The 12,447-nt window shown below is 63.5% G+C and carries 26 protein-coding genes; 16 read left to right on the top strand and 10 right to left on the bottom strand.

The window, feature by feature from the left end; translation table 11 throughout:
• Positions 1-21: 21 nt before the first annotated feature.
• From AC5P9W_RS01720 to AC5P9W_RS01680, 9 genes are all read right to left on the bottom strand, one after another.
• Positions 22-228, bottom strand: a complete 207-nt coding sequence (locus AC5P9W_RS01720; RefSeq protein ID WP_495218713.1) for a hypothetical protein — start codon at positions 226-228, stop codon at positions 22-24.
• 19 nt (positions 229-247) lie between these two features.
• The gene (locus AC5P9W_RS01715; protein WP_180890548.1) at positions 248-472 is read right to left on the bottom strand and encodes a hypothetical protein; all 225 of its coding nucleotides are present in this window, start codon (positions 470-472) and stop codon (positions 248-250) included.
• A 15-nt stretch (positions 473-487) separates the two neighbouring features.
• Positions 488-733 (bottom strand): hypothetical protein, encoded by a 246-nt coding sequence (locus tag AC5P9W_RS01710; RefSeq protein WP_180890547.1) that lies wholly within the window; start codon positions 731-733, stop codon positions 488-490.
• Positions 734-923: 190 nt separating this feature from the next.
• A complete protein-coding gene (locus AC5P9W_RS01705) occupies positions 924-1,145 on the bottom strand; it encodes a hypothetical protein (protein ID WP_495218711.1) in 222 nt (73 codons plus the stop codon).
• The gene (locus tag AC5P9W_RS01700; protein WP_495218709.1) at positions 1,145-1,429 is read right to left on the bottom strand and encodes a winged helix-turn-helix domain-containing protein; all 285 of its coding nucleotides are present in this window, start codon (positions 1,427-1,429) and stop codon (positions 1,145-1,147) included. Before AC5P9W_RS01700 ends, AC5P9W_RS01705 begins: the two co-directional genes overlap by 1 nt.
• Positions 1,426-1,941, bottom strand: a complete 516-nt coding sequence (locus AC5P9W_RS01695; RefSeq protein ID WP_495218707.1) for a hypothetical protein — start codon at positions 1,939-1,941, stop codon at positions 1,426-1,428. Before AC5P9W_RS01695 ends, AC5P9W_RS01700 begins: the two co-directional genes overlap by 4 nt.
• A 123-nt stretch (positions 1,942-2,064) precedes the next feature.
• A complete protein-coding gene (locus AC5P9W_RS01690) occupies positions 2,065-2,475 on the bottom strand; it encodes a hypothetical protein (RefSeq protein ID WP_495218705.1) in 411 nt (136 codons plus the stop codon).
• 12 nt (positions 2,476-2,487) lie between these two features.
• Positions 2,488-2,892, bottom strand: coding sequence for a hypothetical protein (locus AC5P9W_RS01685; protein WP_495218703.1), 405 nt, complete (start codon positions 2,890-2,892; stop codon positions 2,488-2,490).
• Positions 2,780-3,313, bottom strand: a complete 534-nt coding sequence (locus tag AC5P9W_RS01680; protein ID WP_495218702.1) for a helix-turn-helix domain-containing protein — start codon at positions 3,311-3,313, stop codon at positions 2,780-2,782. Before AC5P9W_RS01680 ends, AC5P9W_RS01685 begins: the two co-directional genes overlap by 113 nt.
• An 82-nt stretch (positions 3,314-3,395) precedes the next feature.
• On the opposite strand from AC5P9W_RS01680, the gene AC5P9W_RS01675 reads away from it, so the two are divergent.
• From AC5P9W_RS01675 to AC5P9W_RS01620, 12 genes are all read left to right on the top strand, one after another.
• Complete coding sequence (locus AC5P9W_RS01675) at positions 3,396-3,668, top strand: helix-turn-helix domain-containing protein (protein WP_495218701.1); 273 nt, start codon at positions 3,396-3,398, stop codon at positions 3,666-3,668.
• A gap of 107 nt (positions 3,669-3,775) precedes the next feature.
• A complete protein-coding gene (locus tag AC5P9W_RS01670) occupies positions 3,776-4,378 on the top strand; it encodes a DUF8585 domain-containing protein (RefSeq protein ID WP_234413093.1) in 603 nt (200 codons plus the stop codon).
• Positions 4,375-4,701, top strand: coding sequence for a hypothetical protein (locus AC5P9W_RS01665; RefSeq protein ID WP_197591096.1), 327 nt, complete (start codon positions 4,375-4,377; stop codon positions 4,699-4,701). The genes AC5P9W_RS01670 and AC5P9W_RS01665 overlap by 4 nt, the downstream gene beginning before the upstream one ends.
• Before the next feature lie 92 nt (positions 4,702-4,793).
• Positions 4,794-5,084, top strand: coding sequence for a hypothetical protein (locus AC5P9W_RS01660; protein ID WP_197591097.1), 291 nt, complete (start codon positions 4,794-4,796; stop codon positions 5,082-5,084).
• Positions 5,084-6,085 carry a YdaU family protein gene (locus AC5P9W_RS01655; protein WP_495218698.1) on the top strand — a complete coding sequence of 334 codons (1,002 nt, stop codon included), beginning with the start codon at positions 5,084-5,086 and terminating at the stop codon, positions 6,083-6,085. The genes AC5P9W_RS01660 and AC5P9W_RS01655 overlap by 1 nt, the downstream gene beginning before the upstream one ends.
• On the top strand, positions 6,048-6,662 hold the full coding sequence (locus AC5P9W_RS01650) for a hypothetical protein (protein WP_495218696.1): 615 nt from the start codon (positions 6,048-6,050) through the stop codon (positions 6,660-6,662). The genes AC5P9W_RS01655 and AC5P9W_RS01650 overlap by 38 nt, the downstream gene beginning before the upstream one ends.
• Complete coding sequence (locus AC5P9W_RS01645; protein WP_064239322.1) at positions 6,649-7,179, top strand: hypothetical protein; 531 nt, start codon at positions 6,649-6,651, stop codon at positions 7,177-7,179. The genes AC5P9W_RS01650 and AC5P9W_RS01645 overlap by 14 nt, the downstream gene beginning before the upstream one ends.
• Complete coding sequence (locus tag AC5P9W_RS01640) at positions 7,179-7,691, top strand: hypothetical protein (protein ID WP_478489669.1); 513 nt, start codon at positions 7,179-7,181, stop codon at positions 7,689-7,691. Before AC5P9W_RS01645 ends, AC5P9W_RS01640 begins: the two co-directional genes overlap by 1 nt.
• A 5-nt stretch (positions 7,692-7,696) precedes the next feature.
• The gene (locus AC5P9W_RS01635; protein ID WP_495218841.1) at positions 7,697-8,485 is read left to right on the top strand and encodes a phage antirepressor KilAC domain-containing protein; all 789 of its coding nucleotides are present in this window, start codon (positions 7,697-7,699) and stop codon (positions 8,483-8,485) included.
• Entirely contained in the window at positions 8,478-8,720 is a 243-nt protein-coding gene (locus AC5P9W_RS01630) for a hypothetical protein (protein WP_495218694.1), read from the top strand. Before AC5P9W_RS01635 ends, AC5P9W_RS01630 begins: the two co-directional genes overlap by 8 nt.
• 17 nt (positions 8,721-8,737) lie before the next feature.
• A complete protein-coding gene (locus tag AC5P9W_RS01625; RefSeq protein WP_495218692.1) occupies positions 8,738-9,034 on the top strand; it encodes a hypothetical protein in 297 nt (98 codons plus the stop codon).
• A gap of 148 nt (positions 9,035-9,182) precedes the next feature.
• Positions 9,183-9,947 carry a hypothetical protein gene (locus AC5P9W_RS01620; protein ID WP_495218691.1) on the top strand — a complete coding sequence of 255 codons (765 nt, stop codon included), beginning with the start codon at positions 9,183-9,185 and terminating at the stop codon, positions 9,945-9,947.
• 48 nt (positions 9,948-9,995) lie between these two features.
• Here AC5P9W_RS01620 and AC5P9W_RS01615 read toward each other — a convergent pair whose 3' ends face one another.
• On the bottom strand, positions 9,996-10,265 hold the full coding sequence (locus AC5P9W_RS01615; RefSeq protein ID WP_353949815.1) for a hypothetical protein: 270 nt from the start codon (positions 10,263-10,265) through the stop codon (positions 9,996-9,998).
• A gap of 138 nt (positions 10,266-10,403) precedes the next feature.
• Between AC5P9W_RS01615 and AC5P9W_RS01610 the strand changes: the two genes are divergently transcribed.
• From AC5P9W_RS01610 to AC5P9W_RS01595, 4 genes are all read left to right on the top strand, one after another.
• Complete coding sequence (locus tag AC5P9W_RS01610) at positions 10,404-10,895, top strand: GIY-YIG nuclease family protein (RefSeq protein WP_353949816.1); 492 nt, start codon at positions 10,404-10,406, stop codon at positions 10,893-10,895.
• Between the two features lie 202 nt (positions 10,896-11,097).
• On the top strand, positions 11,098-11,283 hold the full coding sequence (locus tag AC5P9W_RS01605; protein WP_197648850.1) for a type II toxin-antitoxin system HicA family toxin: 186 nt from the start codon (positions 11,098-11,100) through the stop codon (positions 11,281-11,283).
• Between the two features lie 38 nt (positions 11,284-11,321).
• Complete coding sequence (locus AC5P9W_RS01600; protein WP_197648848.1) at positions 11,322-11,747, top strand: type II toxin-antitoxin system HicB family antitoxin; 426 nt, start codon at positions 11,322-11,324, stop codon at positions 11,745-11,747.
• A gap of 211 nt (positions 11,748-11,958) precedes the next feature.
• A complete protein-coding gene (locus tag AC5P9W_RS01595; protein WP_197648846.1) occupies positions 11,959-12,447 on the top strand; it encodes a glycoside hydrolase family protein in 489 nt (162 codons plus the stop codon).

Here is a 12,447-nt window from a genome sequence, read left to right as displayed (position 1 = left end):
AGGTTGATTCATCGGGAGATCTCAGGCTGCGGTGGTGGCCGGCTTCTCGGCCATGGCTGCCAAGCGCTCAAGGCGTTCGGCTTCGGCGATGTAGTAGTCGTGACGGTCCTGTCGGACCCTCTGGGAGAAGAACGGATCGGTCAGGGCGTTCTCGGCCGCAACGCGGTTGGCCTTGGCCAGGCGGGCTGGGTTGTGGTCGAAGATGTCGAGCTGGTTGCGGAGGCCCATCCCGGGCGGCCCTTCGACGTCATGCGATTGCGCGGCCATGCACGACCCAGAACATGTCTTTCAGCTCCTGCGGAAGTTCGGTCATGGCGCGAGCCGCGAGATAGGCGCGCTCTACAACCAGCTCCGCAACAGGCACATCGGCAGGGGCAGTGGGCAGCACATTGAGACCGCGAACCCTGCACTCCTCCAAGAGGTCCTGGTCATCGAAATCGTCAAGGTCGACGTCGACAGTGATGGTCGGCATACGAAGCTTCTCCAGTCAGTTGATGTGTACCCGGGGCCAGAGAGCCGGCATCTGCCGTTGCCAGGCTGCGTAGCCCACCCGGCGGCCGCTCTTGAGCGAGCGCTGCAGGATCTGGCCGAACTGCACGCGCAGCGAGAACCAGCGGCACGGGTGGGCAGCAACGGCCGCCGCATACCGCTGCAGCCGTTCTTCGGGTGTCGGTGCGGCCGTGCTGACGATCACCGCGTCCAGGCCGCCGCCGATCGGATGCAGGCCGTCCATCAGCGCACCAACCTATGCAGGTTCGGCGCGACGCGCTGGCGCTGCTCTTCCGCCTCGCGCTGACGCTGCGCGCTCGCCTGGTGCGTGCAATACACACGGTAGGGATGGCGGCGGGGGCGCTTCGCGCGCTCCAAGGCCGCGCGCTGGTCCGACGTCAGATCGGGTGCTGGGAGCTTGATCGCAGGCGCCCTCATGCGGCACCGCCTTGTGCCCGCAACATGCGGCGAAGGTTCCTGCGCACGTCGGCGATGGCTCGGCCGGCACTGGCGCGACGCTCCAGCACTGCGCGCGCGGCAACGTCAGCGGCTGCGGCGACCAGGTTCGGTGCGAAGCCCATACCAACGGCGGCCGTAGCGGCTGCCTTGGCGGCGACGGCCGCGCGCTGTGCGAGGGGGTAGGTAATTGCGGCCATCATGCTGCACCGGCCTGGCTGATCGTGTAGCCACGGCTGCGGGTGGCATTGATGCGGTAGCCGTGCTGGGCCAGCTTCTGGCGCAGGCGGCAAATGGTCACCTCGACGGTGTTCGATTTGCGGCCGGTACCGCCATACAGGCTCTCTTCCAGCGCGGAGCGGCTGATCGGGGTGTCACCTGCGTTGATGATCAGCTGCAGCACCTTAGATTCGGTGGGGCTCAGGGGCAGGCGCTGTGCGCCGATCATCGCGGCGCGCTGTTCAGTACGGAGGCCGGTGATCATGGCGCCACCTCCACGAAGGCCAGTTCGTGCATGACGCACTGCGCCCGCGCCAGCACCGGGGAGGTGCTCGGCTCTTTGCCGTCTGCGGTCGACAGGGGGACAACCGCATTGGCCCGGACGCATGCCGCCGGGGAAATCTCATAGGAGCCGCTCAGGACGGCATCGGCCGCGTCGAGGGAAAGCTGCCAGCGCGCCGGCTCGAAGTTTTGCGTCAGCGCCGCAGTGACACCTGCCGCACAGTCGGGCACCCGGTCTGCATCGCGGAAAGCGTTGAGGGTCGTGTTGGCGACGGTGGCACGCAGCGCCCAATCGTCCCTGGCGGCCAGCTCATACACAGCCAGGGCGGCGCAGATGCGGGGGCTGGTGATCACGAGGCCGTCTGGCGCGTCGCCGGTAGCCGCGGCGGGTGCATCGACGGGGGTGGCCCAGGCAACCACGCCCAGGGCGATGAAGCACGCCAAGGCGGCCACGCCGACGCGGGCGGTGCGCTTGGTGCTGAGGATCAGGGGCATTGCTAGGTCTCCGTTCCGGCGGCTGCCGATGACGGAACAATAGCGCTGCTATCTAACCAATACAATAGCGATGCTGTTTACGAGGCGCGTTTGCCTCAATGAATTTCTGAATCCGTTAAGAAATCAGAATCCCCAGCGCTTGAGGCAGTCGCTGTATGCAGCGTCTCTAAATTCCCCCGTGACCACGTCTTTGGCGGCATCACTGGTCAAGCGAGGAAGTTCATATGCTTTGTGGACGAAGCCCACGTACGGCTCACCATACTTCGTCGCAGTCGCCATGACGGTAGCCATGGGTGTGCCCATCTGCCTTGCCTTCATGATGCGCTCGGCAGCAGTGGACTCGCCTTCGCACAGTTCGGCCGTTGATCCCTTGAGCGTGTCGATAGCCTCTTGAGCTTTTGTCGCAGCCTCGGCTGCCGATGCAGATGCACGGGCAGCTGCGGCGCGCGCAGGATCGTTGCTAGGATTGCTTGCGTTGACGCACCCGCAAAGGGCCAGCACCACGATTCCAGCGGCAGATAAGTTCTTCCTCATCGGTCATGCCTCTCATCCATAGCGGCTGCGGAGCAAGCCGGCATCTTCAAAGCTGACGCCGTCCCGCAGGCAATCTTCGGCGCGCTCCAGGTCCCTATGCAGCTGGATCAGGTCAGCATCCGGAAGCTGTTCGATGCCCATGTAACCGAAACAAGCCTGATCGATCAGGAGCTGCATGGGAGCGCCCCAGCGCCTCTGAAAGTGCCGAATCATCCGGCAGTGGGATTCACGAAGTACGACGTCCATGCGGCCCGCCGAGTACGTGATTTGCCTACTGACTCCATCAGGTGCTGTAGCTGGCAGCTCAGCCGGCTTTACGCTTCCGACCACCGTGAGCATGGGCTTCTCGCCCATCTTCCGCTGCGCGCGCAGCGCGATCAGCTGAGCCAGCTTGTCCATCTCCTGATCGAGATCCATCTGTACGCTTCCCCTGTTTCCTCAAATCCGCGGCAAGTGCAACGCGCAGCGCCTGGGCGAACAGATCGGGCGATTGCTCGACATCAAATGTCTCGCCTGTGGCCAGATCTAGAGCCTTGCGCACCACAGCGATGGCGGCCACGACGATATCGGCGTTAAGTCTCGCAACCTGAGACGTGCCGAAACTGTCCATCAGGCGAGCGTACTCAGCGCTTACTTCCTGGGGCTGCAGCCCGAGAACATCGGCCAAAGCCTCTGCCTTGTCCCACGGCACTGGTCGCAAGCCAGTCGAAAACTGAGAAATGAAGCTTGGGGTGACCTCCAGTCGCTCGGCAACCAGCGCCTGGGTCAGGCCGGCGCGGGTGATGGCCTCCGCGATTGCGCGGCCTTCAGCGGTCTTGGGGTTGGCTGGCCTAGGCATATAGCAATGCTATTTGAAGGTGTTCAGGAAAACGAACAGCGATGCTATTTACAGAGGTAAATAGCACTGCTATGTTTGGCGCATGAACGAGCCCAACCACCCCGTGGTACCGATCCAAAAGGCCATCGAAGCGGTAGGAGGGCAGGGCGCACTAGCGCGCCTGCTCAAGGTTCACCCCGCGTTGGTTTCGCAATGGCGCACAGGCCGTCGGCCGGTTGCCGCGCACCACATCCTGTCGATCGAGGCGATGACCCAAGTCTCGAGACATGAACTGCGGCCTGACATCTTCGGCGAACTCGCCTGCTCGGAGACCGACCCAGACGCTGACCGGATTGTGCCGGTCGACGCGGTGTAACCGCGTCCGGTCAGACCCCTGAGCCGCGATCCGCAAACCACCCAATCCCTGAATTTCGGTCGTCCTGCCCATGGCGACCACTTTGCATCGCCTCCCGAGGTGCGTAAATGAAGCCTGATCCTCAGTACCACGAGCCGCGCTCTGCGGTGGTGTTCCGCCACACGACGGACGCCATCCGCAACAGCGGCCACACCGACAGCAGCCTCGCCCAGGCGATCGCCGAGCAGTACATGGCGGACGTGGCGCCAGCCGAGCGCATCCTGCACTTCCATGTCGGTGTAGACGCCGACAGCGCCGAAAAAGCGCTGAAGTCCAACGGCCAGCTCATTGCCCGTATCCGCAATGGCACAGTCAAGATGCCTGTTGACCTGGAAGAGTCGTGGGTTCGTGCGCTGCCGCCGCACTGGCGCGACGCCTGCTCGCGTGAGCTGGCCCAGCGCTATGGCTTTCTCGGTGCCCGTATTCCGATGATGGAGCCGCATGCCGGCGTGCTGGCTGTGGCCCGCCTGTCGGTGGAGTTCGGCCACACGCTCGAAGCGATCACCAACGTCCTGGCCGACGGCCGCATCTGCCCGAAGGACATACCTGAGCTGCGCCGCGCGCTGGACGAGATCGGTCAGCTCGAGGCGGAACTGGTGACGGCCAAGCGCTACGTGTCGGGCCACCTGCAGGATCTGGCGCCGCGAGCGGTGCAGGGTGCGCAGCGATGAGCGGCGGTGCAATGGTGAGCTGGGCAATCGCGGTGGTCAGCGAATTCGACAGTGCCGGCCGTCGCATCCCCGAGAGTGTGGTACCGCTCCTGCCCATGGTGGATGTAGTCCTCTGGGCCAAAGAGCAGCCGCAGCCGGTGCGCGTTGATGTGCTCCAGAAGCAATTCGGCCTGTCGCGCGCGACGGCATATCGCTGGCAGCTAGCGCTGCAGGACCTCAACGACCCGGCGGCCGCCAGGCGGCGGCTTCCCAGCCTGCGGCAGCTGAGCACCGCGATGGGGCGTGAAGTTCCCGTATCGGGTCATGCGGGGGCGACAGGATGAACATCAGTCCGACCCTCGGTCTGCGCTGTGGCCCTGCGCTCCGCGCCGCTCCGGCCGAGCGAGAGCCGGCCGTAGCTCCGGTAGCCACCGCGATGTCTGAAAAGAAGCCGCGACGCAGCGCGCCGCAGCACGCTCTTGCCGGCTACAACACCACCAGGATCGTCATGGAGTTCATGCGCTGGGCAGTCGAGCTCAGCGATTTCCCAACCGTTGAGGCCATTGTCCGGCACTTCGGCGTGAGCCGCGCCACGGCGTATCGCTGGCGCAACAGTCTGGGTGAGACATACCGGCTGGAGACGCTGCCGCCCAACGAGCATGAGCTGACCAGGATTGGCAGCTCCGGTGCTGTGGCGCGCGGCAAGCAAGGTGCCGGGGATCCCTGATGATCTACTTCGAGATGTTCCCGGGCGACTACCTCAAGGACACGACCCGACTGTCCCTGACCGACCACGGCGTCTACTTCAAGCTGATGCTGGCGTACTACTCGGAAGAGCAGGCGCTGCCAGAGAGCCTGGCCGAGCTGTACATCATCGCCGGCGCAATCACTGCGGCGGACAAGGCTGCGGTCAAGAAGGTCGCCGAGCGCTACTTCCCCGTGGCAGAAGACGGATTGCGGCACAGCAAGCGCTGCGATGAACAAATCGCCAAGGCGCAAGGCCGTATTGCCGAGGGCCAAGGTCGACGCGATGCCCGAAAGAGCAATGAAACCGAGCGCCAAGCACGCACCCGAGCACGCAGAACCATGCTGTTCGAAGACCTGCGCGCCGTCGGCGTCGTGCCGGGAGGAATGGTCACGATGGCACAGCTGAAGGCGCTCCATGTCACGCATGTCACGGGCGACGAGCGCGTGACATTCGATCAGTTGTCACGCGTGACATGTCACGCAGAGTCACGTGTGAAAGGTGGTGTGAACACAGGTGTGAACACGGGTACCCAGACCCCAGACCCCATTACTACTCCAGATACATCACATCTCACTCAAGGATCTCTGGGAGGCGTGACCGACGCGGGGCGTGCGTGCTTGCTGATGCGCAAGGCCGGTTGCCATTCCACCAACCCGAGCCACCCCGACCTGCTGGCCGCCCTGAAGGAGGGCGTGACGCCGGAGACGCTGGGGCACACGGTCGCTGAAGGGCTGGCGCGATCGCCACCGGTCACGAACCCGTTCCCTTGGGCAATCAAGACCGCCCGCAACCGCCATGCGGCAGGCGCAATGCCCGCAATCCCCAATACCACCGGAGGCACCAATGCAAGCCATCAGCCAGGTTCTGCCGATCAGGTCACAGAGCAGCGGCGACAATTCGAGCAGCGCGCGGGAGTTGGCGGCTTTGGCGGAACGGGCGGCGATGTCATCGACGTCGAGTTCGAACCCGTCCACCATTGAGCCCGACCAGCGCGCGGTGAGCATGCTGTGGACGGTGTGGGAACGGATGGCCGGCATGTTTCCCGGGAAGTGGGTGCGTGAGAACGGCTCGGCCCCAGTGAACAACGCGGGCAGCCTGACCACCGCCGGTGAATTGTGGTTCCAGGTGCTGGTTGGCATCACCCCGCGACAGGTAGCCGACGGTATGGGCCACTGCCTGCGCAGTGCGCTGCAGTGGCCGCCGAACCCCGGGCAGTTCCGGGCCATGTGCCTGGGCGTGCCGTCGCTGGCAGAGGTTGATGGCCAGATGCGACCCGGCCAAGCACATAGCGGGTTCACCGTGCTGGTGCGGTCGAATCTGGACCTGCACGCCTACGCCACGGCCGAGAGCGGCGCGCAGCAGCAGCGCATGTTGGCCAACGCCTACGACAGGGCGGTGAAGCACGTCATGGACGGCGGCACCGTGCCCGAGGCGATGGCTGCATTGCCTGCACCCAAGCCAGAGCTGCACGTGGTGCGCAACCGTGACGCCGCGCGCAGCGCCATGGCGAAGGCCGCGGCGGATCTGGGTTTCGGAGGCACGCATGGAGCCGGCTGAAATCCGCGCCTACCAACGGCAGCTGCTGCTGTTCTGCTTGGGCATCCACGGCGAGAGCACTGCAGCGGAGGCCTTGGAGCTGATGGGCAACGCCGCGCTCGAGTCAGGCGCGCCGCGCGAGGTGATGCTGCTGAGCACGGCCGCCGTGGCTGGCCTTTTGCGAGAGCTGGATGGTGATGGGCTGGTGCGCAGGTGCGAGAACCGCGACAGCGGCCGCGACGGGCGGCCGGTGGCGACGTGGGCTGCGACTGAGGCCGGCCGCGTAGAGCGTGCGCCGGCGCCGCCCTCGGGTCAGCAGCAGCTGGCCATGCCAATGCTCGCGCCACCATCGGGGCAGCGCACGCGCGGCGGTTTGTCCATGGAACAGCTGATGGCACTGCTTAACGTCGAATTCGACTGCATGCTCGAGCAGATGGACCGCGAGCACCAGGCCGCGCAGCAACGCGCCCGGCAGGAGTTCGACGCATTCCGGCAGCGAGCAATGCGCGTGTGGAGCGCTATGGAGGCATCTGCCTGATGCCGCCGAAGAAGACATCCAGCCGTTCCCTGCGGTACGCAACCGTGCAGGACATGCCGGAAGGCATGCGCCGCCTTGTGCAGGCCAGTGCGCCGGCAGCGGGGCCAGCACCGGCCGCGCCGCGCGCCTACCGTCCGCCGTCCGCTGTTCAGCCCTCTGGCAGTGGAAACGCCGCCGGCAAGGTGGCACGCGGCAGGCCGCGGCACGTGCCCGGGGAGATGAACAAGACCGAAGAAGCCTATGCCGCGCATCTGGCGCTGCAGCTGGCCGCCGGCGAGATCGCATGGTTCCGGTTCGAGTCCGTGAAGCTGAAGTTGGCCGAAAAGACCCACCTCACCATCGACTTCTTCGTGATGACGGCCGCTGGTGACCTGGAGGCTCACGAGGTGAAGGGCTTCTGGGAGGAAGACGCCCGCGTGAAGGTGAAGGTGGCCGCCGAGATGTACCCGTTTCGATTCCTGGCAGTCCAGCGCGCCCCAGGCGGCGGCTGGAAAACGGAGGTGTTCTCTTGAACGAAATGATGATTGGCGGGGTCACTGTGCGCCGCGACGACGTGGGCAGGTTCTGCCTGAATGACCTGCACCAGGCTGCCGGCGGCGCCAAGCGGCACCAGCCCAGCGACTGGCAGCGACTGAAGCAGACCGAGGAACTGGTGGCCGAGCTGGTCAACTCCGGTGATTCCCGGATTTACCCGGTGCACTCGGTGGCCGGCCGCTACGGCGGCAGCTACGTGGTGCGCGAGCTGGTCTATGCCTACGCCATGTGGATCAGCCCCAGCTTCAGCCTGCAGGTGATCCGCGCCTATGACGCGCTCACGGCCGGGGCGGCGGCGCCTGACCCGATGCAGGCGCTGACCGATCCGGCAACGCTGCGCGCGCTGCTGCTGTCTTACAGCGAGAAGGCCGAGATCCTTGAGGCGCGTGTGCAGTACCAGGAGCCGCAGGTCCGCGCGCTGCTGCGGCTGACCCAGGCTGACGGTGCCTTCAACATCAGCACCGCCGCCAAGATGCTGCAGGTCCAGCCGCGCCAGCTGTTCGCCTGGCTGTCCGAGCACGGCTGGATCTACCGCCGCGCGGGCAGCAAGAACTGGCTGGCGTACCAGAACCGCCTGCAGCAGGGCTTGCTGGTGCACAAGGCGTGCATCCAGCGCACCGACGGTGAGCAGGAGCGCGTACACGAGCAGGTGCTGGTGACCGCGAAGGGTCTGTCGCGGCTGGCCGAAAGCATCGACCGGGGGCAGATGACATGGGCTCAGGCCGACGCGGCTACCGGTTTGCAGCTGGCTGCGGAGGTGGTCCATGGCTGACCATCCTAGCCTTGCGGACCGGGCAGTGCATGCCCTGGCCGAAGTTGCGGCAATGGATCGAGACGTGCGCAGCAATGATCCGGAATGCCTTGTCGTGTGGAACCTGAAGGACGAGGCCCAACAGATTTTGGCCGAGGCCTTCACCCGCGCGGCTCGCCTTGCCTGTCTGGCCCAAGCGACGCGCCGAGACATGCGCCAAGCAATTGAGGCCGCGCAGCGGCCGGACGTGAGCTGATGGCCGGGGGAGTCGTCATGCGCCGGGAGGTGACGCCGGTCAAGCCGGGTACCGCCATGGAAGAGCAGCTGCAGCTGAAGGGAATTGGTCGGCCGTACTTCCTGCTCTCCGACAGCGGCAGCGACCCGATCGTGTCGGACGTGCTCGGGGTGAAGCGGGAGCAGATCGAAGGCGTGCGCAGCCCGGGGGAACACCTGGTGGAGCGCCGGGACGTAGGCGAGAACCAGTTGCGCGCGCTGGCCCAGCAATTCCTTCAACGACAGGGCATGGCCCTGGAAACAACGAACGTGACAACCATGGAGACCTCCCGATGATCCCGAATTTCCCGAGCCTGGATGAGGCAACCCACTACCTCTACCTGGAGGGTAGGGAAGGCCCTATCAGGTGTCAGGTCGACGGCAGCGTGTGGGACGTCTGGCAGGACGGCCGGTCGCGCTGGGTCAGCAACTGCGAGGTGGTCTGATGTCGGCAGTAGCCGCGCCCGCGGCGGCCCTGACGCCGTGCGGCAATTGCGGAAGCGACGAGGTGCGCATGCGCGCGCGGGGCAGCTCCAGCAGCCGGCGCACCGCGCAGGTCGTGTGTGCGCGCTGCAGCGCCCAGAGTGAGCTGTGCGTCGGCGCAGATGCGGAAGCTCAGGCGGCCAAGACGTGGGGACACAAACACCACGCGCCTCCGGCGCCGCCAGCAGCGAGGGTGGTGCGCGACCGTGTACCGGTGCCAGAGCCCACCCTGCAGCGTGACCCGCTCGAGCTGATCGCCCGCATGCTGGTCGGCGGGAGCTTCCGCGAGCCATCGGACGGCCGGTCAAGCATGCCGCCGCTTACGTCCGCTGATATCGCCGGTGCCGTCGGCATGATGGGCGATGCCTTGGCCAAACAGATCGTGCTGGCGGTGGCGCTGCGCGGGCAGGGGGTGTCGCTGCCCGCGCTGGGGCGCTCCCTGGCAAGGCGCGTGATGCGGCAGATTCAGTGGCAACGGCGAAGTGGCGTAAAGCCCGCGCTGCGAATGGATGACCCGGCGGACCGCTGGCGCATGAGGCTTGTGTTGCAGGACGCGGTGAACGACCTAGTGTGGCCCGAAGGGAAGATTTCCGCACAGGATGCTGCCAAGGCGGCCAAGATGCGGAAGGGGGACTACCTGCGCGTGTACGGGATTGCTGCTGCAACCCTGCGCCAGGCGCTGGAAGATGGGCGGAAGGAATTCAGTGGCAGGGTATTCAATCGGTAGGCCTGACTGTGTGGCGGGACAGCAAGGCGCCGTCCCGCAACAGTCACGTTAGAATCCGGTCTTGATCGCAAAGTCGACAGCTTTGTGTCCAAGATCATGCTGAGAACCCATCAGCAACGCATACAGCTCGTCACCCTGTTCCTTCGTGAGAAGAGTGAAATCGTGGGTTTGCCCAGATTTCATGTAGACAGAAAGGGAAATGAGGTTTGGTCGATACTCAAATGACGAAATTTGATCCGCCAAGATTACTGTCGTGAAGGTAGATACCTTTCCAGCATCGTCCTTTCGGGTGCGAGTGATCTGAAGCACTTCAGCCATATCCAATTCCTTTGAAGAAGTCCTATGCGTTAAGCAACATTACCGCAGTTGCCTCGAACCTTACCGCATTCGCGCGAGTGCGGTAAGGAACCTTACCGCAGTTGCAGCGGGAACCACAGTTCGTGTCCAATTGGGACCATGGGCGACAAAGTGCATAACGGGGTGTACGACTGCAATGGGCGCTGGGCCCTCGGTCGATGCTACGTATACCTGTTGATGGCCCGCGACGCGCAAGGCCCCATGTACGTCAAGATCGGTGTAAGTGACGATCCCTACTCACGGATTGGTGCCATCCAAACGGGATGTCCTATACCGCTAGTCAAGGCGGGCATGGTCAAGTGCATGAGCCGCGCCCAAGCCAGATTGATTGAGAAGGAACTCCACGTTGAACTGGCGCCGTTTGGCTCCAATGGAGAGTGGTTCCGATTTGATTGGACTGACGTGGGGCACAAGAAGGCTCTCAACGTCGCCATCGAGGCTCATATGTCCAGAGTCAAAGATTGGGTGCTCGAAGATGTGGACCTGCGAAAGGTCTTCACCATGAAGCGTCTTATCGAAGCTCATCGGAAGAGTGCCTATCGCGAGAAGCGTCGGCGCGTTACAGCTGTAAGGGTAGCAGTAGGAATTTGAAGGGCTGTGGCGGCCGCAGGCCTGGACTCGGGAGGTCCAGTCACCTGCGGTTCGTCATCTTCGCGGTCGGCACAGGCAATGGCTGACCAGCCAGGCCTTGTGGGACAAGGGTCTAGGCCCTCTCTTCTCAAATAAGCAAAAGTGTTTACACATTAAGCAAAAGTGTGTATGATGGCCTCCATCCAAACAACATAGGAGGCTGATGAAAACGAGCGAGTTCAGGCGGTGGTTGCTGTCCCTTGGCGTGGTGATGAAGGAAGGATCCAGTCACACCAAGCTGTACTACAACGGGAAGCAAACGACACTGCCCCGGCACGCTGCTGAATTGAAGGAAGGAACGCGGAAATCCATCATCAAGCAGCTCGGTATCAAGGCACCGCCCCTGTAAGGGGCGGAAGCTTGAGGCTTGCGAGGTTCATCTATCACATGATCTATCCAGCAAAGTTGTCTTCATCAGAAGATGGCGGATTTGTAGTGACGTTTAGAGATATACCTGAAGCAATCACGCAAGGAGATACGAAAGAAGAGGCAGTTGAAATGGCTGCCGGAGCTCTTGCTACTGCAATGGAATTTTACTTTGAGGATCGCAGAACTGTTCCACTACCAAGTGAGCTTCAACGCGGCGAGGTCGGAATTCCACTTCCGGCTGGCTTTACCGCAAAGGTCTTACTGCTGAACGAGATGATTGCCAAGAGAGTGACGCGTTCGGAATTGGCCAGGCGCTTGGGTACATCCCCGCAAGTGGTGAACCGGATCGTTAACCTTGGTCATCCAACAAAGATCGACACCATCGATGAGGCATTGCGTGCTCTCGGTGCAAGGTTAGATTTAAGCGTCCAGCACGCTGCCTGATAATTGATAAATTGATGTAACTGAAGGGCCCCGTCAGAAATGTCGGGGCCCTCTTTTTGGGCGGGGCAAATCAATCAGCATGGGCGTCCTACCTTGACAGCCAAGTGCGTCTGATTTGCGGCGCCCGCTCCACCTCTACCCGCCCCAACACCGGATCAATCTTTGCGCCAAGTCGGCAGCGGGGACGGGGGCCTATTTGCAGGAATCACCGATGGCCAAGATCACCGCGCAACAAGCGGGGGGCACCAACACTGTTGCCTTCTTGGATATGCTGGCCTGGTCCGAAGGGACTGACAACGGCAAGCAGGCGACAAAGGACGACGGCTATGACGTGATCGTCGGTGGCCAGTTGTTCAAGAGCTACGACGACCATCCGCGTGTCCTGGTGGACCTGCCGAAGCTCAAGATCCAGTCAACCGCCGCCGGCCGTTACCAGCTGCTGCGCCGCTACTACGACGCGTACAAGAAGACGCTCGGCCTCAAGGACTTTTCGCCCTTGAGCCAGGATCTGATTGCGCTGCAGCAGATCCGTGAGCGCCGCGCGCTGCCGCTGATCCAGGCGGGCAAGATCCGGGAAGCCATCAAGGCGGTCAGCAATATCTGGGCCAGCCTGCCGGGCGCTGGTTACGGTCAGCATGAACACGAGATTGCCGACCTGTTAGCCGTGTACCGCAAGGCCGGCGGGACGGTGGCACCGTGA

The sequence above is a fragment of the Stenotrophomonas sp. YJH_SMC_33 genome (genome assembly GCF_059372295.1).
This window is presented reverse-complemented; position numbering and strand designations above follow the sequence as displayed.